The sequence below is a fragment of the Lentzea sp. JNUCC 0626 genome (assembly GCF_043632865.1).
Classification (GTDB): Bacteria; Actinomycetota; Actinomycetes; order Mycobacteriales; family Pseudonocardiaceae; genus Lentzea.
Window position 1 is genome coordinate 9,936,271 of sequence record NZ_CP171635.1, and the last position, 22,396, is coordinate 9,958,666.

Annotated in this window: 17 protein-coding genes; 8 read left to right on the forward strand and 9 right to left on the reverse strand. The window is 70.2% G+C overall.

All coding sequences use genetic code 11. The features are described 5' to 3' along the window. The first annotated feature begins 83 nt into the window (after positions 1-83). The 4 genes from JNUCC0626_RS46785 to JNUCC0626_RS46800 are packed head-to-tail and all read left to right on the forward strand — an operon-like array spanning position 84 to position 7,570. Positions 84-638 carry a hypothetical protein gene (locus tag JNUCC0626_RS46785; RefSeq protein WP_394617043.1) on the forward strand — a complete coding sequence of 185 codons (555 nt, stop codon included), beginning with the start codon at positions 84-86 and terminating at the stop codon, positions 636-638. After that, positions 635-2,002, forward strand: coding sequence for a DUF4407 domain-containing protein (locus JNUCC0626_RS46790; protein WP_394617044.1), 1,368 nt, complete (start codon positions 635-637; stop codon positions 2,000-2,002). Before JNUCC0626_RS46785 ends, JNUCC0626_RS46790 begins: the two co-directional genes overlap by 4 nt. Positions 2,003-2,045: 43 nt before the next feature. After that, positions 2,046-6,785 carry a hypothetical protein gene (locus JNUCC0626_RS46795; protein ID WP_394617045.1) on the forward strand — a complete coding sequence of 1,580 codons (4,740 nt, stop codon included), beginning with the start codon at positions 2,046-2,048 and terminating at the stop codon, positions 6,783-6,785. Further along, the gene (locus JNUCC0626_RS46800; protein ID WP_394617046.1) at positions 6,782-7,570 is read left to right on the forward strand and encodes a hypothetical protein; all 789 of its coding nucleotides are present in this window, start codon (positions 6,782-6,784) and stop codon (positions 7,568-7,570) included. Before JNUCC0626_RS46795 ends, JNUCC0626_RS46800 begins: the two co-directional genes overlap by 4 nt. 4 nt (positions 7,571-7,574) lie before the next feature. On the opposite strand, the gene JNUCC0626_RS46805 is transcribed toward JNUCC0626_RS46800, so the two are convergent. The 5 genes from JNUCC0626_RS46805 to JNUCC0626_RS46825 all read right to left on the reverse strand — a co-directional run bounded on the left by JNUCC0626_RS46805 (position 7,575) and on the right by JNUCC0626_RS46825 (position 14,932). After that, entirely contained in the window at positions 7,575-8,012 is a 438-nt protein-coding gene (locus tag JNUCC0626_RS46805; RefSeq protein ID WP_394617047.1) for a hypothetical protein, read from the reverse strand. 41 nt (positions 8,013-8,053) lie between these two features. Further along, positions 8,054-8,512 carry a hypothetical protein gene (locus tag JNUCC0626_RS46810; protein WP_394617048.1) on the reverse strand — a complete coding sequence of 153 codons (459 nt, stop codon included), beginning with the start codon at positions 8,510-8,512 and terminating at the stop codon, positions 8,054-8,056. Then, positions 8,481-12,884, reverse strand: a complete 4,404-nt coding sequence (locus tag JNUCC0626_RS46815) for a hypothetical protein (RefSeq protein ID WP_394617049.1) — start codon at positions 12,882-12,884, stop codon at positions 8,481-8,483. The genes JNUCC0626_RS46810 and JNUCC0626_RS46815 overlap by 32 nt, the downstream gene beginning before the upstream one ends. Before the next feature lie 157 nt (positions 12,885-13,041). Then, entirely contained in the window at positions 13,042-13,737 is a 696-nt protein-coding gene (locus JNUCC0626_RS46820) for an HAD family hydrolase (protein WP_394617050.1), read from the reverse strand. A 37-nt stretch (positions 13,738-13,774) separates the two neighbouring features. Next, positions 13,775-14,932: an ROK family protein gene (locus JNUCC0626_RS46825; protein WP_394617051.1), complete on the reverse strand. Its 1,158-nt coding sequence runs from the start codon at positions 14,930-14,932 to the stop codon at positions 13,775-13,777. A 92-nt stretch (positions 14,933-15,024) separates the two neighbouring features. Between JNUCC0626_RS46825 and JNUCC0626_RS46830 the strand changes: the two genes are divergently transcribed. Continuing rightward, on the forward strand, positions 15,025-15,726 hold the full coding sequence (locus tag JNUCC0626_RS46830; RefSeq protein WP_394617052.1) for an HAD-IA family hydrolase: 702 nt from the start codon (positions 15,025-15,027) through the stop codon (positions 15,724-15,726). Here the strand turns inward: JNUCC0626_RS46830 and JNUCC0626_RS46835 are convergent. The 3 genes from JNUCC0626_RS46835 to JNUCC0626_RS46845 form a co-directional block, all read right to left on the reverse strand. Continuing rightward, complete coding sequence (locus tag JNUCC0626_RS46835) at positions 15,713-17,158, reverse strand: sensor histidine kinase (protein WP_394617053.1); 1,446 nt, start codon at positions 17,156-17,158, stop codon at positions 15,713-15,715. The genes JNUCC0626_RS46830 and JNUCC0626_RS46835 overlap by 14 nt on opposite strands. Continuing rightward, positions 17,155-17,826 (reverse strand): response regulator transcription factor, encoded by a 672-nt coding sequence (locus JNUCC0626_RS46840; RefSeq protein ID WP_394617054.1) that lies wholly within the window; start codon positions 17,824-17,826, stop codon positions 17,155-17,157. Before JNUCC0626_RS46840 ends, JNUCC0626_RS46835 begins: the two co-directional genes overlap by 4 nt. Before the next feature lie 192 nt (positions 17,827-18,018). Further along, positions 18,019-18,591 carry a hypothetical protein gene (locus JNUCC0626_RS46845; RefSeq protein WP_394617055.1) on the reverse strand — a complete coding sequence of 191 codons (573 nt, stop codon included), beginning with the start codon at positions 18,589-18,591 and terminating at the stop codon, positions 18,019-18,021. A 46-nt stretch (positions 18,592-18,637) separates the two neighbouring features. Between JNUCC0626_RS46845 and JNUCC0626_RS46850 the strand changes: the two genes are divergently transcribed. Then, the gene (locus JNUCC0626_RS46850; protein WP_394617056.1) at positions 18,638-18,988 is read left to right on the forward strand and encodes a hypothetical protein; all 351 of its coding nucleotides are present in this window, start codon (positions 18,638-18,640) and stop codon (positions 18,986-18,988) included. Between the two features lie 33 nt (positions 18,989-19,021). Here the strand turns inward: JNUCC0626_RS46850 and JNUCC0626_RS46855 are convergent, their stop codons facing one another. After that, positions 19,022-19,633 (reverse strand): hypothetical protein, encoded by a 612-nt coding sequence (locus JNUCC0626_RS46855; protein WP_394617057.1) that lies wholly within the window; start codon positions 19,631-19,633, stop codon positions 19,022-19,024. Positions 19,634-19,976: 343 nt separating this feature from the next. Here JNUCC0626_RS46855 and JNUCC0626_RS46860 point away from each other — a divergent pair, with 343 nt between their 5' ends. After that, complete coding sequence (locus JNUCC0626_RS46860) at positions 19,977-21,311, forward strand: B12-binding domain-containing radical SAM protein (RefSeq protein WP_394617058.1); 1,335 nt, start codon at positions 19,977-19,979, stop codon at positions 21,309-21,311. A gap of 5 nt (positions 21,312-21,316) precedes the next feature. Continuing rightward, positions 21,317-22,396, forward strand: a complete 1,080-nt coding sequence (locus tag JNUCC0626_RS46865) for an arginase family protein (RefSeq protein WP_394617059.1) — start codon at positions 21,317-21,319, stop codon at positions 22,394-22,396.

Below are 22,396 nucleotides of genomic sequence, written 5' to 3' on the forward strand. Positions count from 1 at the left end.
CGACATGGTGGTTGCGCCACCGGCAACCCGTCGGCGCACCAAGGATTTCCCGCGTTCTCGCGCCCGGAGTGACGATGTCTGCCGTGTTCACCGAATTCCACCTCGACCGGGTGGCGTTGCTCGCCGGTGAATCCGTGACGGCCACCTGGAACACGCTCAATGCGACCCACGTCGTGCTTTCTTTGCCGGATGGAATGGCGTACGAGTTCGATGCTCCCGACACGCGGGAGTTTCGGTTCACGGTCACGTCTTCCGGCATTGTCAGTGCCACCGCGCACGGCGAGGGCCCGCCTTCCTCACTGGTCCGCGAGGTCGCGGTGTTCGAGCCCGCCGGGTTCGCGCCCGTGCCGATGCCCGACTTCACCGGCGCCCCCGTGCCGACGTTCGGACGTCCCTGCCCGGCGCCCGCGATCGTCGCAAGAGGACGGACAGTGCTCGACCTGGCACCACTCCCGCCCGTCCCCGCTCCGCCGCGCCCGGCCTGGGCGAGCCCGCCGACGGGGTTGACGTCGGTGCTGCCCGGCCGCGGCCCCCGGCGCGCGCAGTGGGCGGGACACGTTCGCTGGCTGGGTCCCGTGCCGTGGTGGAAAGGCGTGCGGGACTGGGGAACCAAGCTGTTCCGAGGAGCTCATCAGTGATCTTGCGCAAGTGGCTCGTGACCCTCGCGGGCGGCCGGTACGACGTCCTCGAGCAGACCCCGACCGACCGGCTGAGGTACACGGCCACCGGCGGCGTGCTGCTCACCACCGCCGCGGTCGCCGCCGTCTCGGCCGCGTTCGCCCTGCGGATGGCCGTGCGCCTGCCGTGGTGGGCCGCCGTGATCGCCGGCGTCCTGTGGGGCGTCGTGATCCTGAACCTGGACCGCCTGCTGATCATCGGCATGACCCGTCGCGCGGGCTGGTTGCGCAACATCGTCGGCGCCCTGCCACGTGTGGCGCTGGCGATCCTGCTGGGCACCGTGATCTCGACGCCGCTGGTGCTGCGCATCTTCCAACCGGAGATCGACACCGAGTTGGAGGCCCTGCAGAACGAGCGGGACTCCCGGTACTCCGCCGAACTGGACGCCAACCCCCGCTACCAGGAGATCGCCGCCCTGGAGAAGAAACTGGCCGAAACCCAGGCCGTGGCCGACCGCAGCAGCGACGCCACCGTGGCCGCCGACCCCGGCGTGATCGCGGCCGAAGCCGAGGTGAAACGCGCTCGCGAGACCTACGAGACCGCCCAGCGCCTGGCCACCTGCGAGGTCGACGGCAGCTGCGGCACCGGCATCCCGGGCATCGCCGAAGCGGCCCAGGAACGCCAGCGCACCAGGGACATCGCGCTCGCCGACTACGACTCGGCCAAGTCCAAACTGGACCTGGCCCAGACCAAGGCCCGCGAAGGATCCGCCTCTGCTTCAGCCTCGGCCCGCAGCGAAGCCGAACGCCTCCGCGCCGACGTCGAACAACGCCGGGCCGCCCGCGAAAGCGACAGGACGTCGTTCTCCTCCCGCCTGGCCGAGGACGACGGCCTGCTGTCCCGCATCGAGGCGCTGAACTCGTTGGCGGACAAGCGTCCCCGCCTCGGCCTGGCCCAGTTCGTGCTGTTCCTGCTCTTCCTGTCGCTGGAAGTGCTGCCGGTGCTGGCCAAACTCCTCCAGCTGGGCGGCCCGCCCACCACCTACGACCAGTTGATCGCGCGCATGGAAACCGACGCCGAACGCACCGCGGCCCGCAACGCCGCGCGCGAACGCGGCGTCGCCGACCACTACCTCGAACTCCAGGCCCAGGTCGAGGAAGACCAGGCCCAGCGCCAGTACGAGGCGGGCCTCGCCGCCAACCGGCTGCTGGTCGGCGAGCAGGCGTTGATCGCGGAGCAGGCGATCCGGCGGTGGGCTGCGGAGGCGCGGCGGCAGAGCGACCGCGAACTCACCGAGTTCTTCGGCTCGTCCGGCAGACCTGCGGACCCGCGGACCGTGCAGTTCGAACCGGTCACCCGGCCGTTCCGGCCTCAGGAGGGGTGAGGGGTAGGTATAACGGAGGACCGAACGGGGGAGGAGCACCGAGGTGGCGGAGGAGTGGCCGGACGGGGTCGTCCACCAGTTGTTCTTCGACGGGCCGAGGGCGGATGGTTACGCGCGCCTGCGGAGCTCGTTCACCGAGCGGCAGCCGGAAATCGAGTGGGAAGCGAAACTGCTTCCCCACCTCGAGTTCGGTTCATCGACGAAGTGGCGGGTCAAGGCGAGTGCGTTGTCGTATCTCACTTTCGACGACGGGACAGCAGCGGTCGTGCGGAGGGCCGGTGGCGGCGGTTCGCCCAACGTCGCGCACGTGCTGGTCGGCAGCGTCAAGACGCTCAACTCCTACCTGTCGCTCGAGGTGCCTCGCTGGCCGGGGTGGTGCTCCAACGGCGATGACGTCAACTTCTCGGCACCGCTCACCGGCGATCTACTCGCGCGGGAATCGGGGGTGGTGCCGAGGTTCGCCAGGGTGTGGAACGTCGAACGTGAGCTGGTCGACCTGCTGACGGTGCTGCTCGACAACCCGTACCAAGGGCTGAACGTGGTGGGGTGTCCCTTCGACGAACGTCTCGCGATCCTGTGGGGGCTGCGCGAGTCGGCCGACGGCCACCTGAAGTCGCTCGGAATCTGGCGTCGCTGGTCGTTCTCGACCTACGAGGACCGTAGCCCCGACGAGGTCTCGGACGCGCCGGAGATCGCCTTTCTGAGCGAGCAGCCTCCGGTGCGGCGTGGAACTGTCAAGCGGTTCACAGTCGTTCTCGGTCGCGAACTGGTCGATCTGCCGCGCCGAGCTCTCGCGGAGCGCCTGGTCGCGGAATTGCTTCACCCGACGTCCCAGACCGCCATCGCGGCTGCTCCGCCGGTGCAGGAGGCCGAGACCGCGCCCGTGTCGGGCACGTTCACCCAGCCCGGCCGCACGGCAGGACGACCGGTCCGGCGCGCCCTGTCCATCGGCGTGCGCGACTTCGACCACGACGTCCAGCTGAAGTTCGCGCCGCACCGCGCCCACGACCTCAGCCAGGTCTTCGTCGACCTCGGCTACGACGCCGAGTGGCACGTCGACGAACGCATGTCCGGCGAAGAACTCGGCGGCCACGTCACGAAAGCCCTCGAATCCGGCAAGCCCGAGGACCTCACCGTCGTGCATCTCGTGACGCACGGCGAGGGCTTCGAAGACGCCACCGTGTTCGCGTTGGGCAGTGACGGCAGGAAGTCCGGCGATGCGAGCGTTGCGCACTGGCTGACCATGCAGCAGTCGCAGGAGCGGCCGACGACGTTGTTCCTGCTCGACCTCTGCGGGGCGGGCGCGGCGGCCCGGTTGCCGTGGCAGGTGAAGGTCGAGTCGGTGCGCGGCTGGGTGATCGCCGCGTGCAGCGAGCACGAGTCCGCCTACGACGGCCGGTTCACCGAGGCCGTCGTGGCCGTGCTGAAGGCGTTGCGGGAGGGCGAACTCGACATCGACCCGAGCATGCCGCACGTGCCGCTCACGACCGTCGCCCGCGCGATCCGGCGCGAGGTCAACCGGCTCGCGCTGGCGGTCGACGCCTATCCGCAGCGGGTGACGGCGACGCCGGTCGACATCAGCTCGGACGTCGAGCCGCCGTTCTTCCCCAACCCCGGCCACGATCCCGCGGACCGGTTGCGGCTGCGGGCGGCGGTCGACCCGGTCAAGCTGCCGTTCCTCGACGACCTGGACGAGGGCCTCGACGCGCGGCACTTCCTGGAGCGCGCAACAGGTCTCGGGCGGCTGACCGACGCCAACACCGGCCTCGTCGGCTGTTTCACCGGCAGGGACAAGGAACTCCGCCGGGTGTCGCCGTGGCTCAACGGCCACGGCACCGAACCGCCGTTGTGCGTGGTGACGGGAAGTCCGGGCGCGGGCAAGTCGGCGTTGCTCGGCGTGCTGGTGTGCGCGGCCAGTCCGGACCTGCGCGAGGTGACGAGACCCGTCTGGAACCGGATCGTCCAGGCGCCGCTGCCACTCGACCGCCTCGCCGCCGTGCACGCCCGCCAACGCGGCGTCACGACGGTCGTGAGTTCGGTGGCGCGTCAGCTCGACCTGCCGGAGAACCTGACCACGACGGACCTGATCACCGCCCTGCGCACGCGGTCCATCCCGCCGGTGCTGGTCGTCGACGCCCTCGACGAGGCCGACGACCCGGCCACGTTGATGAACGACTTCCTGTTGCCCCTCACCGATCCAGGCGCCCCCGGCACCCCGGTGCGCCTGCTGGTCGGCGTGCGCCACTACCCCGACTTCGGGCCCCTGTTCGACCGCGGCTGGCTGCTCGACCTCGACGACGTCGACCAGCACGTGCTCGAGGACGACCTGCACCAGTACGTCCTGGGTCTGCTGCGCACCACCGTGGAGTACCGCAGCAAGGGCGCCGTGACCGGCGCGTTCGCGCAGTCGGTCGCCTCGACGCTGGCCACGTCCGACCCCGGCGGCGGACGCAGGTGGGGTCCGTTCCTGGTGGCGGGCCTGTACACGAGGCACTTCCTCGCGGCCAACGCCGAGCAGGTGATCACCGACCCCGTGGTGGCGGCGGACCTGGGCGAGAAGGTCCCTTCCGACCTCGGCGGTGTCCTCGGACTGGACCTCGAACTCGAACGCGACCACGTCCTGCTGCGCCCGGTCCTGACCGCGCTCGCCCACTCCCGGGGCGCGGGCATGCCGGTCTCCGTCCTCACCAGGATCGTGCCGATCTTCGCCGGCACCACCGCCACCACGGCCCAGGTCCGCGCGGCCCTGACCGTCGCCCGCTTCTACCTGCGCCAGCAGATGGACACGGACCGCAGCAACGTCTACCGCCTCTTCCACCAGGGTCTCGCCGACACCCTCGTCGAAGACGACCCCGAGGTGCACAGCAAGATCCTCGACGCCCTCCTGACGTCGCTGGGCCCACCCGACCAGCGCGACTGGAACGCCGCCGAGCCCTACCTCTTCCGCCACATCGCGGCCCACGCGGCCGAAGCCGGCCGCCTGGACGAGATCGAGTCCGACCCCGGCCTCCTCCTGCACCCGGACTCGTCCTTGGCCCTGACCGCCGCCACGGACGACTCGCACGCCGCCGCGGCCGTCGCCGCCAACGCCCGCCTGTTCGCGGGCATCCGCACCCCGGCCGAACTGGCCCTCGCGGCGGTGCGGGAAGGCCGGACCGAGCTCGCCAGGCGCGCCGCGAACATGACGGGCGAGGCGCCGCTGATGTGGCAACCGCGGTGGTCGTTGGGCTCCAAGTCACCCGTGGTCCCCGAAGCGGTGCCCCCGTTCAGGTCCGTCGCGATCTCGCAGGACGGAACCGTCGTCGCGGGCTTGGTCGGCGACGCGTTCGCCGTGTGGCGATGGCCGGTGGGCGAGATACCCCATGCGGCGCCTTTCGCCATCCTGCGTTGTCGCCGCGGAGACGCGGTCGCGCTGTCCGCTGACGGCCGGTTCGCAGCGGTCATCGGGGACGTGGTGACCTGGTTCGAGCTCGACGGGGTCAGGAGGTCGCACAGGTTCGCCGAGACCACGACTGCTGTGCGTGCTGCGGTGGTGACCGAGTCAGGGCTCCTCGGCGTGACCGATGACGGCCGTGTCTTCAGGTTCTCCGTCGACGGGCACGTGGAGAGGTTGATCGCGCTTCCCCGGAGTTATGTGAAGCACTGGTTTCTGGCCGACGGATCGGCCGGTGCCGTGGTGGCCTGGCTGGACGAGAGTGCCTGGGCCCTGCGGGTGGTCGACGTCGAATCGGAAGAACACGAGTCGCACCCGGTTGACGCCCAGGACACCGCGTTCGCACTGAGTCATGACGGCGTGAAACTCGCGATGGGCTTGTCGGACGGGTCCATCAGCGTTCTCGATCGCCGCGCCGGCACCCGCCACGCCGTGAATTCCTTGCAGGGCCGCGTTGTCACAGCGCTCTCCTTCCTGCCGAGCGGTGAACTGGTGGCAGGCACTGGTGACGGCTCGGTGGTCTTCATCTACGCCGACGGAACCACTGAAGAATCCGCCGGCTTGGCCAACTCTCCTGTCACCCGGCTGAGTTCTGCGGCAAGGTCACGAGCTGTCATCATCGACAGCGAGGGAAAGGCCTTCCGCTCCGGAAGCACGACGGGCTGGACGTTGTCGACGTACTTCCGGCACTACGCGGACCGCGAAGGGCCGGACTACTCGACGGTCCACGTCAGCGAGTTCAACGTGGTGAACGACGATCTGGTGGTCTCACTGGCCGAAGGGCCGTTGGTGCGGGTCACGACGGTTCACGGCGAGGTCGTCGAGAAGGACAGTCGCAAATGGTTCACGTACGAATCACGCGGCCTCGTCCAGCTTCGTGTCGGCGGTGAGGACCACGTGCTGGTTGCCTATGATCGTGGATACAGCCTGTTCTCCATGGATCTCATCAAGCACGTCACTCTCGCTGAGAGCGACAGCTGGTCGGCACGGCAGTTCGTGAGGAACGACGGCTCCGCCCGCGTGGTGCTCGCTGACGTGTTGATCGAGGTCAAGTGCGGCGACGACGAGCTGTCGACGTCGAGTTCGAATTCCTCGTTCTCCCAGCAAGAACGGCTTGGGTCGCACCCGTCGTGCCAGGTGGTGCACTGCGCTCGTGTCGGCGGCAAGCCGTTCGCCTTCTCCGGTGGCAAAGACGGTCGTGTGCTCGTGTGGGACCTCGTGGCCAGGACCTTGGTCGACACCCTGGTCATCGGCCGGCCGGTCAGCAGGATCGAGACGGTGCAAGGCAAGTACCTGATCGTCGGTGCGGAGGGCGAGTTGCTGGCGTTCAAGAAGGAAGGCATCGAGTGATCCTCGGCGTGCACGGCATCGGCAACTACAAGTACTTCCGCGACAACGGTTCGGAGGAGGCTGCGGCCGTCGCCTTGGCCGGCAGGTGGGCGGAGGCGTTGGGGCGCAACGACATCGCGGTCGCGTATTACGCGCACCTGCTCCATCGCGGCACGGCGATGGGCGCGGAGGACGACCCCCTTCGGCTGGAGGAGGGCGCGCAGGACCTGCTGATCGAGTGGGCCGAGTTGTTGCAGCCCGAGGTGCGGATCGCGCAGGGGCCGCGCACCAGGCGGGTGCGGCAGGCGGCGGAGTGGATCACGGTGCGGTTCGGGGCGGCGGCGCGGTTGTTCGCGATCAGGTTCTGCCGGGAGGTGCACACCTATCTGTCCACACCGGACTCACCGCGACGGCTGGGTGCGCGGCGGGCGGTGGCGGACGCGATCGAGCGGCATCGGCCCGAGGTGATCGTCGCGCACTCGCTGGGCAGCGTCGTCACCTACGAAACCCTGTGGGCGCACCAGGAACACGACGTCGAGCTGTTGGTGACGATCGGCAGTCCGCTGGCGATGCCCGGGGTCGTGGCGCCCCGGCTGGTGCCGCAGGGCGCAGGGATGCCGCCTCGGGTCAAGCGGTGGGTGAACGTCGCGGACGTCGGCGACGTCGTCGCGATTCCGCGCGGTGGGTTGCGCGACCACTTCGACGGGGTGGAGCGGGACGTCGAGGTCGTGGTGGGGCAGTGGGACTTCCACACGGCGACCGGCTACCTGCGCACGGCGGAGGTAGCCGGTCTGCTCGCGTTGTGAGAGTTCAGGCCGGGGTGAGGCCCCGGCGGAACCACTCGGGCATCTGCTCGTCCGCGCGCGGGAACCACTTCTGTTCCGTCGCGTAGTTCTCCGGGGACGGGGCCGCGTCGAACTTCGGGGCCTCGTCGCGGTTGTAGCGGATCGAGAACTTGCCCGGAGGGTCCAAAACGTACTCGAACTCGATCCAGGAGCCGAGACCCTCGGAGTACATGCCCTTGCGCAGCTGCTGGAACTTGCGCCACACCTCCGGCGGGAACGACCAGCCGCGCACGGTGCCGTCCGGCATCTTCACGCCCGTGTCGGCCTCGCTGTGCGGGCCGATCATCTTGGCGCGCAGCACCAGGCGCGACCACCCCTGCGGCAGGGTCGGCAGGATCTCCTGCGTGATCTCCGCGAGCTTCTCCTGCTGCTCAACGGGGCTGAGCGCCGGCCAGTTCGCCATGGTTGTCGCTTCCTCCTAGATCGCGGTCGTGCCCGGCCAGCCTACTGATCGGCCAGGCTCGCCTCGTGTGCGCGCTGGAGTTCGAGCGCGCGCTCGACGAGTTCGCGCAGCCAGTCCGGCACGTGTTCGTCGGTGCGCGGGAAGGCCTCCAGGTCGCGCACGAACATCATCGGGTGCAGCTCCGGCGACCAGTTCGGGTTCTCGTCGTAGTTGAACGTCACCTCGGGCTCGGCCTCGCGGTGCAGCGTGAACCGGGCGGAGAGCCACGTGCCGCGGCCCTCCTCGTACATCTCCTCGCGCAGCTCCTGCAGCTGGTCGGTGATCTCCGCCAGCCGCACCTCGCCCGCGAACCGCCCCTCGCCGTCCTTCGCGGACGACGCGAGCTCGTACGCCATGACGTTCGCCCAGACGTCCAGGGTGACGCGGTTCCAGCCGACCGGGGCGCCCGCCTCCAGCCGCGTGCAGAGCTCAGCGACCCTTGTAGCGGTTCTGGGGTCCATAGTTCACCTCCGGCCGGTTCGGGAAGACGCGTTCCTTGGTGACCACGTTCTCCACCACCGGCTTGTTGTCCGGGCCGAGCTGAACGCTACCGTCCGCGTTCCGCGCGTACGTGACCTCCTGCCAGCGCATGGTCACCTCGGACGGCACGCCGTCCGCCTCGCGCGTGGCCCGCACCTGGTAGTTCTGGACGTCCTGGTGCGGCTGCCCGGCGAAGTCGACGAGCTCCTTCTCCTTCGAGCGCCACGACGGGTCGTGGAACCAGCCGTCGCGCGCGTTGCCGGAGTTGGACGCGGCCATCTGCCCGTGCATGTTGAGATACTCGCCGAAGCCGCCGAGCTCGTTGGCCAGCAGGTGACCACCGGCCCACTTGACCCGCGAGTCCTCGATCTCCTGCGGCGTGAGCTCGCGGTCCGGCGGGTTGCTCGGGTACGCGGCCTCACCTTCCTGGTAGGCGCGCTGCTGGGCACCCTTGCCGGCGTCGTCGTCGCGGTAGTTCTTGTTCTGGCCGCCCGCCTCGACGTCACCCGTCATCGAGTCGGTCTGCCCGTGCTGGTCCGTGTGGAAGGACAGCATCTTCTCGTTGTTGTGGTAGTTCGGCACCTGGTACTTGGCGTCGGGCAGCAACGGGTGGCTGAGGTCGGGGTTGAAGCCGGACCACTTGCCCTTGCCGTCGATGTTCATGTCCTGCCGGCCAGGCGTCGCCTCGACCCACTTGACGTTGCCGTCGCCGTCGGTGATGAACGTCGTGCGCGTGCCGTTCTCGTTGCGGACCGGGTACTCCGTCCACGGCTCGAGCGGCTGGTGGTCGCGCAACGGCACCGGCACCGGGTCGGGGTTCTCGACCGGCCGGAGCCTGTCCGGCTCGGTGTTGCCGTCCGGCACGGTGTCGCGGTCGCGGTGCGGCGCCTCGATCTCCTCGTGCCGGTTGAGCGGCCGCGGCGGAGCGTCGGGGTTGTTGGGGTCGATCGGCTGGTGCGTGGGCCGGTCGAAGTCGACGAACCGCTCGTTGAACGCCGGATCGTCCGGCGAGATGACCCGGTCCTGCGGCGGCGGCGTGTACTCGGGGTCGTCGGTCGGGTCGTGCTGCTGGTTCTCGGGGTCGTTGTTGGTGGTGTCGCCGTCGTTGGTGCTGTCCGGGTCGTCGCCGCGGTCCCTGGCGTCCGCACCGTCGGTGTCGCGGTCGCTGCCGGGCGCGTACCCGTCCTCGCTGGCCCTGGTCCGGCTGCCGTCCGGGTGGTGCGTCTCCCACTCGCCGTTCGGCGGGATCTTGGGGCTGCGCGTGCCGTCGGGCCCGATCTCGGGGTCGCTCGTGAACACCCGGCCACTGCTGTCGGTCCAGGCGGGCTTGTTCGGCGCCACGACGGGGGCGTCGAGGTGGTGGGACAGCTGCTGCGCGAAGTCGTTGCTGCCCGCGTCGCACCCGATGAGCCGCACGGGCCTGCTGCCGTCGTACCCGCTGCGCCGCAACATGTCCGCGTACTCGGCGGGCGTGTAGTCGTGCCCACCGATGCGGGCCCGGCCGTCCGGCGTGACGTGCACGTCGGCGGTGAAGAACCGCGGGTCCTCGGGCACGCGATGAGGCAGGTCGCCCATGTCCGGGTCGCCACCGTGGTGCGAGACGCCGGCGGGGGTCTGCTCGGCGTGCCTCTCGTGGGCCTGCTCGGGGGAGGGCCGCTCTTCGGCGTGGGTGTTCGGGGTGTCGTTCGGGGTGCTGTCGGGGCTGTCGGAGTCGTGGTGGCCGGGACCGTCGCCGTCGCGGTGGCCAGGGCCGTCGGGGCCATGACCGGGGCCTTGGCCGTTGGGCTGGTTGTGCGGCTGGCCGGGGCCGTCCGGGCGGGAGCCGGGCGCGTCAGGCCGCGAGCCAGGAGCGTCGGTGCGCGGGCCAGGCGTGTCAGGCCGTGAGCCGGGCATGTCGGTGCGCGGGCCGGGCACGTCAGGCCGCGAGTTGGGTGCGTCGGTGCGCGGGCCGGGCACGTCCGGGCGAGAGTTGGGGTGTGGCTGGCCTGGTGCGTCGGTCCGGGAGCCGGGGTGCGTCATGGGGCCGTCGGCGCCGCGCGGACGTGCACCGTCTGGACGGTGCTGCGGCGCATCAGGCCTGCTGGGGCCGCCGGGGTGTCCGCCGGGGGCGTCGGTGCGGGGACGCGAGGCGTCCGGCCGCGAACCAGGACCGTCGGGTCGCGAGCCGGGTCCGTCGGGACGGGCACCAGGACCGTCGGGCCGCGCACCGGGACCGCTGGGCGTGTGTGAGCCGGGGCCGCCGTGCGGTGCGCCGCCGGGGCCGTTCGGCGTGAAGCCGGGCTGCTGCGGGACCTGGGGAGCGTTGGGGGAGGTGGGCGTGTTCGGGCCGGCGTGCGGTGCCGCCGGGGCGTCCGCGTGGGTCGGCGAGGTGGTCGACTGCGGACGCGTCGGCGCGTCCGGCCGGCCCGCCGGCGAGGTGGTGCCATGAGGTCCGTCGGGGGAGTGAGGGGAGCCCGGACCGCCGTGCGGTGCGTTCGGTGTGGACGGTGCGTTGGGCGTGCTCGGACCGCCGTGCGGCGCGGAAGGTGCGCTCGGGGCGTTGGGCGCGGAAGGCGAGCTGGGGGCGCTCGGGCCGCCGTGCGGTGTGTTGGGGGTGGAAGGCGCGTTGGGCGCGCTGGGGCCGCCATGCGGGGCGTTGGGGGCGGAAGGCGCGCTTGGGGCGCTTGGTCCGCCGTGTGGTGTGGAAGGTGCGCTCGGGGCGTTCGGCGTGCTGGACGGGCCGAAATTCGGCGTGCTGGACGGGCGGGCCGACGACGGGGTGGTGTCCGGAGTGCGTTGCGAGGGCATGCCGGAGCCCATGTCGCCGCGCGAACCCGGCGTGCCCGTCCAGCCGCTGCCCGCGCCTGGGCGTGTGCCGCCCGCTGACGGGGCGTTGCTGGAGGGGGTGCCTGCCGGGCCGCCTGCGGGGCCGCCCATCGGAGTCTGTTGCGGGGTGGTGGCGCCGGACGGGGTTGTGTCGCGTGGGGTGGACGGTGCGTGTTGCGTCGGGGCTTCGGGGGCCGTTACGCCTGCCTGGTTGGTTTGGCCGGTGTTGCGCGGGGGAGTCGCGGGGGCGTCTGGGGTGGACGACGGGCCGTGCGCGCTTGGCGATGTCGGGCTGCCCGTGGGGGCGCCGCTCGACGGCGAGTTCGGCGAGTTCGGGGTGTTCGGGGCGTCTGGAGACGACGACGGTGAAGGACCGTTCGACGAAGGTCCGTTTGGCGAAGACGAAGACGGGCTGGGAGCGTCCGGAGAGGACGGCGAACTCGGTGAACCCGGCGACGCGGGTGAGTTCGGCGTTCCCGCGCCCGGCGACGAGGGTGACGCCGGAGACGAAGGCGACCCAGGTGACCCCGGCGAAGAAGGCGAAGAAGGCGAAGCGTCCGGTGAACCAGGCGACGACGGCGACCCAGGCGACGAAGGTGGAGACGGCGACGAAGGTGAGGCGTCCGGCGAAGAGGTCGGCGCGCCGCCGCTCGTGTGCGTGCCGCCCGCGTTCGGCAGGTCGGGCGCGTTGGTCGAGTGGAACAGGCCGCCCGGCTTGATGGACTTGGTCGAGATGACGTCCAGGCCGGTCACCTTGCCGACCAGCTTGCCCACGACCTTCATGATCTTCGTGAAGACCTCGACGATCTTCCCCAGCATCGGGGAGACCTTCTTGATGGTCTTGATGAGCTTCTCGATCAGCTCACCGATGCGCGTCGCCCACTTCGAGATCGCGGTCACGGCCTGCGCCACGATCACCGGCGTGCCGAAGCCGAGCGTGAACACGGCCTCCAGCACCCACGTGATCAGCTTGCCGACGAGGTCCGCGATCAGGTCGCGCACCATCTCGCGCACGAACGCGACGACCATGCCCATGATGCCGACGACCGTGCCGACCGAACCGGCGGTCGAAGCGGCACCGGCGAGCGCGTCACCCTGCGCGGCAGCGGCAGCGCGGTAGGCGTCGGCGGCCGGACCGGTCCACTGGGACGTTCCCTGCTGGACGGCCGACTGGTAGTCCTGCGCGATCTTCCCCATCTCCCCGGACACCTTGTTCCAGGTGGCGGAGTACGACTCGATCACCGGCGGGTTGCCGGCCAGCCAGTCCAGCGCTTCCTTCAACGGCTGCATGTGTTCCATCAGGAACGACGCGGCGGACGACAGCAGCGTGCCGAACGGGTCGATCGCCATCGACGCGGCGTCCGCCACCAGGCCGACCATGCCGAGGCCGCCCTCGATCCAGTTGCCGTCCTTGATGCCGTTGTACGTGTCCATCGCGGACTCGGCGATCGAGATGCCGGTCATCCAGCCGTTGTCGCCGGTGCCCGCGTTCATGAACCCCGTCGGCGCCGCGTCGGGCTGGACGACCAGGGGATTCGGGTTCGTCATCGCACGCCTCCGAGCGTCTTGGCGTTGTCCGACTCGCGTTCAGGCACGGTGGCGACCTTCCCCCGGGACCTACAGGTTCCAAAGGATGACGCAGCGTTCCGCGCGCCGGTTCCACTAGACGCGCAAATGGGCCGTACGGACCAACGTCTCCCCAGGACTAAACGGTCAGATCCACCACCGCGGCACCGTCCGCCAGCACCGTCGCGACACCGGACGACACCTTCACCGACACCCCGGTGAAGTCCGGCACGGTCAGCAGCACCCCGGTCAACTCCTCGGTCCCGACGCCGACGCACCACGTCCCGGCGTCCACCGCGGACCGCACGCCGCTCACCGAGTCCTCGAACACCACGACGTCGGCAGGCCGCACCCCGAGCCGCGCACACGCCGTCAGGTACGGCTCCGGATGCGGCTTGCCCTGCGCGACCTCGTCCCGATGAACGACCACCGGCAACGCCGGCCGCACCCCGATGCTCTCCAGCGCGTGCTCGATCTTCACCGGCCAGCTGCTCGTCACCAGCGCCAGCGTCACCCCGGCGTCGGCCAGCGCCAGCACGAACTCGGCCGCCCCCGGAATCGCCTCGTACGGCGCGGTTTCCTCGATCCGGTCGACGTGCGCCCAGATCTCCCGCTGCCGCGCCGCGTCGAAATCGGGGAACAGCGTCGCCACGGTGTGACTGCCGTTGCGGCCGTGGATGTGATCGCGCACATCGTCTTCCGTGAGGTCGCGGCCGAGGTACTCGCGCGCCGCGTCACGCCACGCGAACTCGATCACCGACCGCGAGTCGATCAGCACGCCGTCCATGTCGAACACCACCGCGCCGGCCGCGACCCGCCGCACCGGAGAACTCATCGCACAACCTTTCCCCACAAGGGTTTCTCGAAGAAAGTCAGACGGCCGGGGCGCGGAAGAACGCCTCGAAAGCCAGGTCGGCGGCCCCGGCGAGGGCCGGTTCCGGCAGTTCCCCGGCGGTCAGCCGGGTGTTGTCGACCCGCGCCACGAGCGAGTCCGCGAGCCTGCTCTCCAGCTGCTCCCGCGCCACCACGGCCAACGCTTTGAGCGGCCCGATGAGCACCACGAGGTCGGGGTCGAGAACGTTCACCAGGCTCGCCGCGCCGACGCCGAGCCGTTCGGCGACACGTCGTGCGGCCCGCAACGGACCGGCCTCGCCCAACGCCGCGCGGTCCAGCACATCGGACACCAGCGAGGCATCCCCGGTGTTCGCGACGCCTGCCTCACGCAGCAACGCTCGCCCGTCCGCGAACAACTCCAGGCACCCGCGCTGACCGCACGGACACTGAGGACCGCGATCGTCCACTACGAGATGACCGGCTTCGAGCGCCTGCCCGTCCTCACGCGACCCCTCACGCAGCAGCGCGCCGCCGATGCCGATGTGTTCGCACGTCAGCAACAACACCGAACCAGCGCCACGCCCGGCGCCGTACCGCCGTTCCGCCCGCGCGGCCAGCGTGCACTCGTGCGAGACCGACACCGCCACCCCCGGCGGCAGGTGCCGGGCCAGAAGTTGTTGTGCCGGAACAGGTTCCGCCGCCGCCCAGCCGAGGTGCAGCGCGGACCGCACCACGCCGTCGCGCACCATCCCGCCGGTGCCGACGGCCAGGCCGACCCACCGTCCATCGGCCTGCGCGGCGAGTGCCCCGGCCCGTTCGGCAAGACCCGCCAACGTCTCCTCGGCGGAATGGCCCGGGTCGATCGGCACCGTCACGGCTGCGCCGACCGGCTCCCGGCCGAGCCGCACGACCTGCAACCGCGCCGAGCCGACGCGGATGTGCGCGGCCACCACGACGGGTCCGTTCGGTGCCGGAGCGAGCACGGGGGAGGGGCGGCCACGCCCGGCGGCTTCGGCCGGTTCCGGCTTGGTGACCACGACCAGGCCCAGCTCCACCAGGTCGTTCACCGCGTCCCCGACCACGGACCGCGCCAGACCGAGCGAGGTCGTCGCCTCCGCGCGGGTCACCGGCCCGTGCAGGTGCAGCAGCTCCAGCAGGCGTCCCAGCGCGGCCGGACGCCGAACGGATCTTTCCATCAGGCGGGCGCTCCCAGTACGCTCGACTCAAGCATTTTGTAACCCCGCCGAATAAAACACGATCCGCCGATCACCCGCAAGGAGGGAGCGAGATGGTGCGCACGTCCACCGACGCGATCCGCAACACCCGCATCGCGACTTTCACCACCGGAACGCTGCTCCTCGACCTCGACGGCACGCTCGTCGACACCGACCGGGTGATCGAGCGGAGCTGGTTGCGCTGGGCCGCGCTGGAGCAGTTCGACCCGGCCGTGATCCTGCCCGCGGTGCACGGCCGGCCAGGCAGTCAGGTGATGGTGGACCTGGGCATTCCCATGCCGCTGGCGGCCGCCGACTACGCCGAACTGCGCCGCCAGCAGTCCGACGAGACGAGGTTCGTCCGCGCGCTGGCCGGTGCCGAGGAACTGCTGGCGTGCCTGCCCACGCACCGCTGGGCGGTCGTCGCGAGCTGCGACCGCGACCTCGCGCTGGCCCGGCTGCGCAGTGCCGGGCTACCGGTGCCGCGGGTGCTGATCACCAGCGACGACGTGCCGCTGGGCAAGCCCGCCCCCGACTGCTACCTGGCCGCCGCGGCCGCGCTGGACGTGGACCCGGCGAGCTGCGTCGTGGTCGAGGACGCGCCGACCGGGGTGGCGGCGGCACGGAACGCGGGCATGTTCGTCATCGGGGTGGGGCGCCGGACCGCCGCCGGTGAGCCGCGGGCGGACTGGCACGTCGACAGCCTCACGCAGCTGCGCGTCGTGCCCGGCCCGGACGGCCTGCGCGGCGCCGTGCACGAGGTCAGCCACCGGTAGCCGCTCTGGCCATGCCGGTCACGGTGGTCACGGCGGTCATGACGGGCTGGTGCTCGCCGAAGATGCGGCCGCAGTCCAGTTCGATCTTCGGCACCGCGCGTGGTTCGGGGATGAAGTCGTGAGTGGAGACGATCGACCCGTTGAGGAACTGCCAGACCTCGTCGCCGACCCGCTGCGGAGTCGCGGAGGCCTTCCTCGGCTGCGAGATGCCGGTGGGAATCGTTGCCACGAAACGGATTCCGCGAAACCCCTCGGCGTCGGTGGCCTTGAGCGTGCCCTGATGCCTGTTGGCGATGCGCCGGGCGATCGCGAGCCCGAGTCCCGCACCACCCGCCGCGCGCGTCCGTGCCTCGTCGAGCCGCGTGAACCTGTCGAACACCCGCTCCCGGTCCGCCTCCGGGATGCCGGGCCCGTCGTCGATGACCTCCAGCGTCGCCGAGGTCCCGCCCTTGAGCCGCACGACGACCTGAGTGCCGGCGTGCCGTTCGGCGTTGTCCAGCAGGTTGCCCAGCAACCGCGATAGCTGTGCCTTGCGGCCGGGCACGATCACGTGCTCGTCGGCGTCGAGCGTCACCATCGCCCGGCGCGACACCTCTCGCCGGGCGATCGCGGTCAGGTCGACGGTGTCCACCTTGTCGAGCGCGTCGGCGTCCAACCTGGCCAGCAGCAACAGATCCGTCGTCAGCTCCTGCAGCCGTTCGGCGTCCTCCAGCGCCGCCTTGACCACCGTCGGCCAGTCCGCGAGCTCGGGGTGCGACAAGGCGATCTCCAGCTCGGCCCGCAACGCCGCCAGCGGACTGCGCAACTCGTGCGAGGCGTCCCCGACGAACCGCCGGGTGTCCTCGACCGTCCGGTGCATCCGGTCGAGCGTCCCGTTGATCGCGGCCCCCAGCCGGGCGATCTCGTTGTCCGACGAGGGCACCGGCACGCGCCGGGTGAGGTTGTTCTCGTTGACCTCGGCCACTTCCGCCCGCATGGCCTCGATGGGCCGCAACACCCTGCTGACCGCCGTCAGCACCGTCACGGCGACCAGCACCGTGACCGACATCAGCACCCCGAGCGCGATCAACGAGATGTTGTTCAACTCGCGTTGCGCGGTGGACGCGATCGACCGCGCCGTCACCTCGTCGAGCGGAGGACCGTCACCGATCACCTCGTACGGTGCCTCGATGCTGAAGGGCCACAACGACAACCGCGGCCGGATCTCCGTGCTCGCGTACCGCACGTTCGCCGACGGCATGGCCACCGTCGTCTGCTGGTACAGCTGAACGCACTTCTGCCCCGCGCACGCGAAGTGCGCCCGCGACCGGTCCGCCGTCTGCGTCACGATCTGCTCGCGTTGCGACTCGACCATCAGCACCCCGGCCACGCCGAGCAGCAGCGCCGTGACCACCGTGGCCAGCACGGTCACCCTGACCTGCAAGGACTTCACCGGTCCACCAACCTGTACCCGACGCCCCGCACCGTCGTGATCGTCCGCCGGTCGAACGGAGCGTCGATCTTCCGCCGCAACGCGCTGATGTAGACCTCGACGAGGTTCGGATCGGGATCCTGCGCCGAGTCCCACACCCCGTCGATGATCTCCGCCTTGGTCACCACCTCGTTGGTGTGCCGCAACAGGAAGTTCAACACGGAGAACTCCTTGGCCTTGAGCTCGATCCGCGCAGTCCCCCGATGACACTCCCTGGACACCGGATCCAGCACCAGGTCCCCGGCGCGCAGCAGCACGGGCTGGGCCGTCTTGCTCCGGCGCGCCAACGCCCGCAGCCGCGCGACCAGCACCACGTACGAGAACGGCTTGGTCAGGTAGTCGTCGGCCCCGGTGTCGAGCCCCTCGGCCTCGTCGAACTCGCCGTCCTTGGCCGTGAGCATGAGGATCGGCGTCCACACCCCGGCGTCCCTGAGCTCCTTGCACACCCGGTAGCCGTTCAGCCCGGGCAACATGATGTCGAGGACGATGACGTCGTAGGGGTGCTCGCGGGCGCGCCACAACCCGTCGGTCCCGTTCCGCTCGACGTCGACCGCGAACCCCTCGGCCGTCAGCCCGCGGGTGAGCAGGTCGGCGAGACGGGGGTCATCCTCCACCACGAGCACGCGCATGAGGGCAGCCTGCCGCATCGATCATGATCGCGTCCTGAAATCCGGTTCAGGTTCGTTCAGCGTGGCTTCAGGTTCACCCTGGCAGGCTCTGCCGCGTGGATGAGGGGATCCACGGCAGGGGGAGAAGGTGGCGGCGCCGCTCGGGGGACGGAGCTGCCACCTTCTGAAACCAGAACGGCTCGTGCAGGACGTTCAGGCTCTCGTCCACAGCGTGACGTCGCTGCTGGTGGCCACCACCAGCGTCCTGCCGGACGGCGAGAACCCGGCCGCCCGCAACTCCGAGTGCCGCGAGTGGAAGACGTGCCACCACCCTTCACCGTGCTCGCCGCGATATGGGCTCGAGTTGGACAGCAGCACCCGGTCGTTCGGCCAGTCGGGACTCACCACGTCCACCGACCACCCCTCGGCCCCGGTGTGCAGCCCGCCGCCGGCCAGCCCGGCGACCGGCACCCGCACCCCGGCGAGCACCCCGATCCCGGGACACGTCAGGTCGTCGTCCGGCCACCCCTGCTCGTGCTCCCGGTCCCGCGCGAGCCGCTTCCCGCTGACGGAGTCCAGCAACCCGAGCCCCTGGGAGGACGCCACCAGCAGCAGATCCCGCCCGCTGCCGGGATCCACGCCGAACCCGACCCCGAGCAGCCCGCCGACAGCGACCTCGTGGTGCTCCGCCGGCCGCCAAGGCGCGGGCGCCGCCACCACGGGAGCCGTCAGAAACCGGGCGCGCAGACCGAGCTGGTAGCCGGACAGCGCGAGATCCTCCGCCATTCTGCGAGTATGCCCGCGAGCACCAGCCGACTCCGGGGGAACCGTCGTGAGAAGAGCGAAGACCGCGCCCTGGGCGCTTTCCGTGCTGCTGCAGTGGGCGATCCTGGAGATCAGGACGACGGCCTCGACGCGCCGCGTGCCGGCCGGCGTCGAGTGCGACGACTACGTCGACCGGATCCGGATGCTCGCGGAGATCACCCACCAGCTGTCCCCTGCGCTCGGCCTGCCGACCGACCGGCTTCGCCGCAGGACCGCGGTGCGCGCCCTCGAATGGCAGTGGACCGTCGCCCCGCCGGAAGCGCGTGCGTGGATCGCCGCGACGCTGGCGGCGGAAGGGGCTTCGATCACCGACTTCATCGACGTCGAGGCGGCTGAGGCGCGCGCGAGAGCGGTGTGAAGTGACGTGAATTCGGTGGACGAGCGCCTTGCGTCATTCTTCGTCGTTCTTCGCCGATTCGATGACCAGCGGTGCCGCCGCGCCGGAAGCGGCTTCGAGCTGGTTGAAATGGGTCACCGTGCGGTCGAGCTGCTGGGCCAGTTTCGGGATCGTGCTGGGCGGGAAGTAAACGTCCGCGCCGGCGTCCAGGAGACGGCGGACCGGGCCTTCGTAGACGATCCCGAGTTCGCGGTCCTCCACCTCCGCGATGACCACTCGCGCCTTCGGGAACGTTTGGCGCAGCCCTGCGATCAGCTGCGGGCTCAGCGGCGGGATCAGCAGCACTTCGGCGGTCCGCGGAGCGGAGTGCAGGTCGAGCACGATGTAGTCGGGGCCGAGTTGGCTCGACAGCATGTTGCGCGCCGACGACGACAGCTTCATCGCGGTCGCCACGACCGTGACGGCGTCATACGCCTCTGAGGAACCCGCCGAGTCGTCGGCCGTGCGCTCCCAGGAGGGCTTGGCGGCCCCGGCGATCTTCGCGATCGGCACGCCGTCGCGGACGACGAAGAGGTCCTCGCCGGGGCGCAGGGCCTCGATCGTCGCGATGACGTCGTCCGGCAACCGGCTGCTGTCGATCCACTTCGGAGTGTGCTCGCCCCTCATGGCTCCCGAGTCTTCCAGGAGTGGTGGACCGGCCGTCGCCGGGTCGTCCGGAAACAGTTGAACAAAGGCGCGAGGCAGTTGCACGCGTCCAACTGTTTCCGGGATGCTCACCTGCGTTCCTCCTGGACCGACAAGCCGAAAAATCTTCGCGGTGGCTGGTCTTTTCGGGTTCGGTTGACACGCCTGAACGGGCGTGGTTATCGTCGAATGCAGGGCCGCGCCTTTCTGGTTGCCGCCGTGTGGATGTACGGGGGGTATATCCGAAGAACCGATTTCTGCTGCGCTTCGACACCTGGAATATTCGTTTCCGGCACATCTTGGGGGAGTGCCTGTGGTTTGCGCTGTGATCGTTCAACTTCCTTTTCCTTCTACGCGTGATCCGGACGAGAAGCTGTCCGCGTACTACGCCGACTACGACCGGCTGTTCCGCGCCGCCTTCCCGGAGTACTTCATTCCCCAGGACGGCCTCTGGGAGATGCCGCTCTGGGTGGCGCATCTGACGTCACTGGTGCGCACCGCCGGCCTGGAGTCCCAGTTCTGCGACCTGTCCAAGGTGCCGGCCGAGGCCAGGACGTGCTTCGAGCGGATCCACGACGCGACGGTGCCCGGCGACCTCGTCCTGATGTCCCCGCTGGCCCAGAACTTCCGGCTCACGCTGGAGGTCGCCCGGTCGCTCGAGAAGGCGGGCCGCCGCGTCGTGCTGGGCGGCAACATGGCACCGCTCGCCGAGGCGGGCGACGCGCACCTGGTGCACCGCGGCCAGCTCGACGCCGTGCTCGTGCGCAAGCTGGTCCAGCTGGCCGAGACCGGCGGCGAGCTCGAGAAGAAGGTGCGCCGCGGCAAGTCCGACGAGCTGATCACGTGGGCGCCCGACTACCGCCACCTCGACGGCTACCGGGGCCAGATCCCGTTGCTGCGCCTGAACGCCAGCCACGGCTGCCTGTACCAGTGCTCGTTCTGCGGTGACGCGTGGAGCCAGCAGCTGGTGATGGTCGAGAAGAACGCGCTCGCCACCGAGGTGGACGAGCTGGCGCGGCGGTTCCCGGACACGAAGCTGTTCTACATCGGCGACAAGACCTTCGGGCAGTCGAAGGAGGCGGTGCGGAACCTGGTCGAGATCTTCCGCGACCGGCCCGGCTACCGCTTCATCGTGCAGACCCACGTGATGCAGGTGCGCCCGTGGGTGATCGACGCGATGCACGAGCTGGGCGTCGTCACCGTCGAGCTGGGCTTCGAGTCGGGCGACTCGCAGATGCTCAAGCGCCTCAACAAGCTCTCGCGCGGGCTCGACGACTACACCGAGAAGGTGAGGATGCTCGCCGACTCGGGCCTGAACGTCGTCCTGAACGTCATGGGCGGGCTGGACGAGGAGACCGAGGAGTCGCACCGCGAGACCGTGAACTGGTTGTACGACAACCGGTCCATGCTGTGGCTGTTCAACCTCTACAGCTTCGTGCCCTACCCGCTGGTGCCGGACTTCGAGAAGCTGAAGGACCGCATCCACAACTGGGACTTCGCGGACTGGCGCGAGGACGCCCTGCCGGTGTTCCAGCCGAAGAACATGTCGCCGGAGCGCAGCTTCGAGCTCTTCATGGAGAAGGTCGACGCCGCGCACCAGATCGTGCGGGCGAAGGTCGACCGGCTCGCCCTGGCCCCGCACGCCGAATCGAAGGGGTGAGCAGGATGAACCACATTCCGGACTTCGCGCAGCTGCAGAACCAGGCGGCGCCGGCGGACTTCCACGACGACCCGCTGCCGGGGTGGGCGGGGCCGGGCACGCTGTTCGGCACCTCCGCCGTCGCGCTGGAGGACCTGACGGAGTTCGGCGGCTGGGCCGTGGCGGGGGTGCCGTTCGACGGCACCGCGAGCTCACGGCCGGGCGCCGCCGAAGGCCCCAGGGCGATCCGCAACGCGAGCGTGGTCTTCGCGAACTCGTTGCGCAGCCTCGGCGAGACCGAGATGCTCGACACCCGCACCGGCACCGTCTTCTCGTACCAGGCGCCCGCGGTGATCGACGCGGGCGACCTGCACGTGTACCCGACGAACACCGTGCGCACGTTCCAGAGCGTGGCGACCGAGGCCGAGGTGCTGACGAGCCGCAGCGAGTCCGTCGTGTTCCTCAACGGCGACCACTCCTGCACGTTCCCGACGTTCGCGGGCTTCCGCGCCGCGCAACTCGCGAAGGACCCCGGCAGGCGGGTCGGGTTCATCAACATCGACCACCACTTCGACTTCGGCAACTGGAGCACGCTGCACGGCGCGCTGTACCACGGCTCGAACTCACGGCGGATCAGCGAACTGCCGGGCATGCGCCCGGAGGACATGGCGTTCGTCGGCGTCGGTGACGTGACCCGCCACGAGCAGTTCCAGTTCCTGCAGGAGCAGGGTTTCCACGTCGTGCCGGGCATGCAGCTCCGTCGCGACGGGGCCGCGACCGCGCTGGCCGGCGTGGTCGAGGCGCTGGGCAGCCGGTGCGACGTCGTCTACGTCTCGCTCGACATCGACGTGCTCGACACCAGTGCCGCCTCCGGCACCGGGCACGTGACGATGGGCGGCATCCAGGTCGGCGACCTGCTCGACGTCTACGACGTGCTGCGGGAACTTCCCGTGCGGGGACTGGACATCACCGAGTGCGCGCCCCGGTACGACGTCAGCGGCAGCACTGCCCAGATCGCGGCCCGGTTGCTGTTCGAGTTCCTCTTCCGCACCAAGCAACGCCCGTCCGGCTTCGCGCCGTGGCACACCGACCCCGAGACGCGATGA

Excerpts from the sequence above, each read along its gene's own strand:
- JNUCC0626_RS46815 (WP_394617049.1), bottom strand. The coding sequence starts at position 12,884 with ATGACGAACCCGAATCCCCTGGTCGTCCAGCCCGACGCGGCGCCGACG.
- JNUCC0626_RS46865 (WP_394617059.1), top strand. The coding sequence starts at position 21,317 with ATGAACCACATTCCGGACTTCGCGCAGCTGCAGAACCAGGCGGCGCCG.
- JNUCC0626_RS46825 (WP_394617051.1), bottom strand. The coding sequence starts at position 14,932 with ATGGAAAGATCCGTTCGGCGTCCGGCCGCGCTGGGACGCCTGCTGGAG.
- JNUCC0626_RS46820 (WP_394617050.1), bottom strand. The coding sequence starts at position 13,737 with ATGAGTTCTCCGGTGCGGCGGGTCGCGGCCGGCGCGGTGGTGTTCGAC.
- JNUCC0626_RS46805 (WP_394617047.1), bottom strand. The coding sequence starts at position 8,012 with ATGGCGAACTGGCCGGCGCTCAGCCCCGTTGAGCAGCAGGAGAAGCTC.
- JNUCC0626_RS46830 (WP_394617052.1), top strand. The coding sequence starts at position 15,025 with ATGGTGCGCACGTCCACCGACGCGATCCGCAACACCCGCATCGCGACT.
- JNUCC0626_RS46855 (WP_394617057.1), bottom strand. The coding sequence starts at position 19,633 with ATGAGGGGCGAGCACACTCCGAAGTGGATCGACAGCAGCCGGTTGCCG.
- JNUCC0626_RS46840 (WP_394617054.1), bottom strand. The coding sequence starts at position 17,826 with ATGCGCGTGCTCGTGGTGGAGGATGACCCCCGTCTCGCCGACCTGCTC.
- JNUCC0626_RS46845 (WP_394617055.1), bottom strand. The coding sequence starts at position 18,591 with ATGGCGGAGGATCTCGCGCTGTCCGGCTACCAGCTCGGTCTGCGCGCC.
- JNUCC0626_RS46810 (WP_394617048.1), bottom strand. The coding sequence starts at position 8,512 with ATGGACCCCAGAACCGCTACAAGGGTCGCTGAGCTCTGCACGCGGCTG.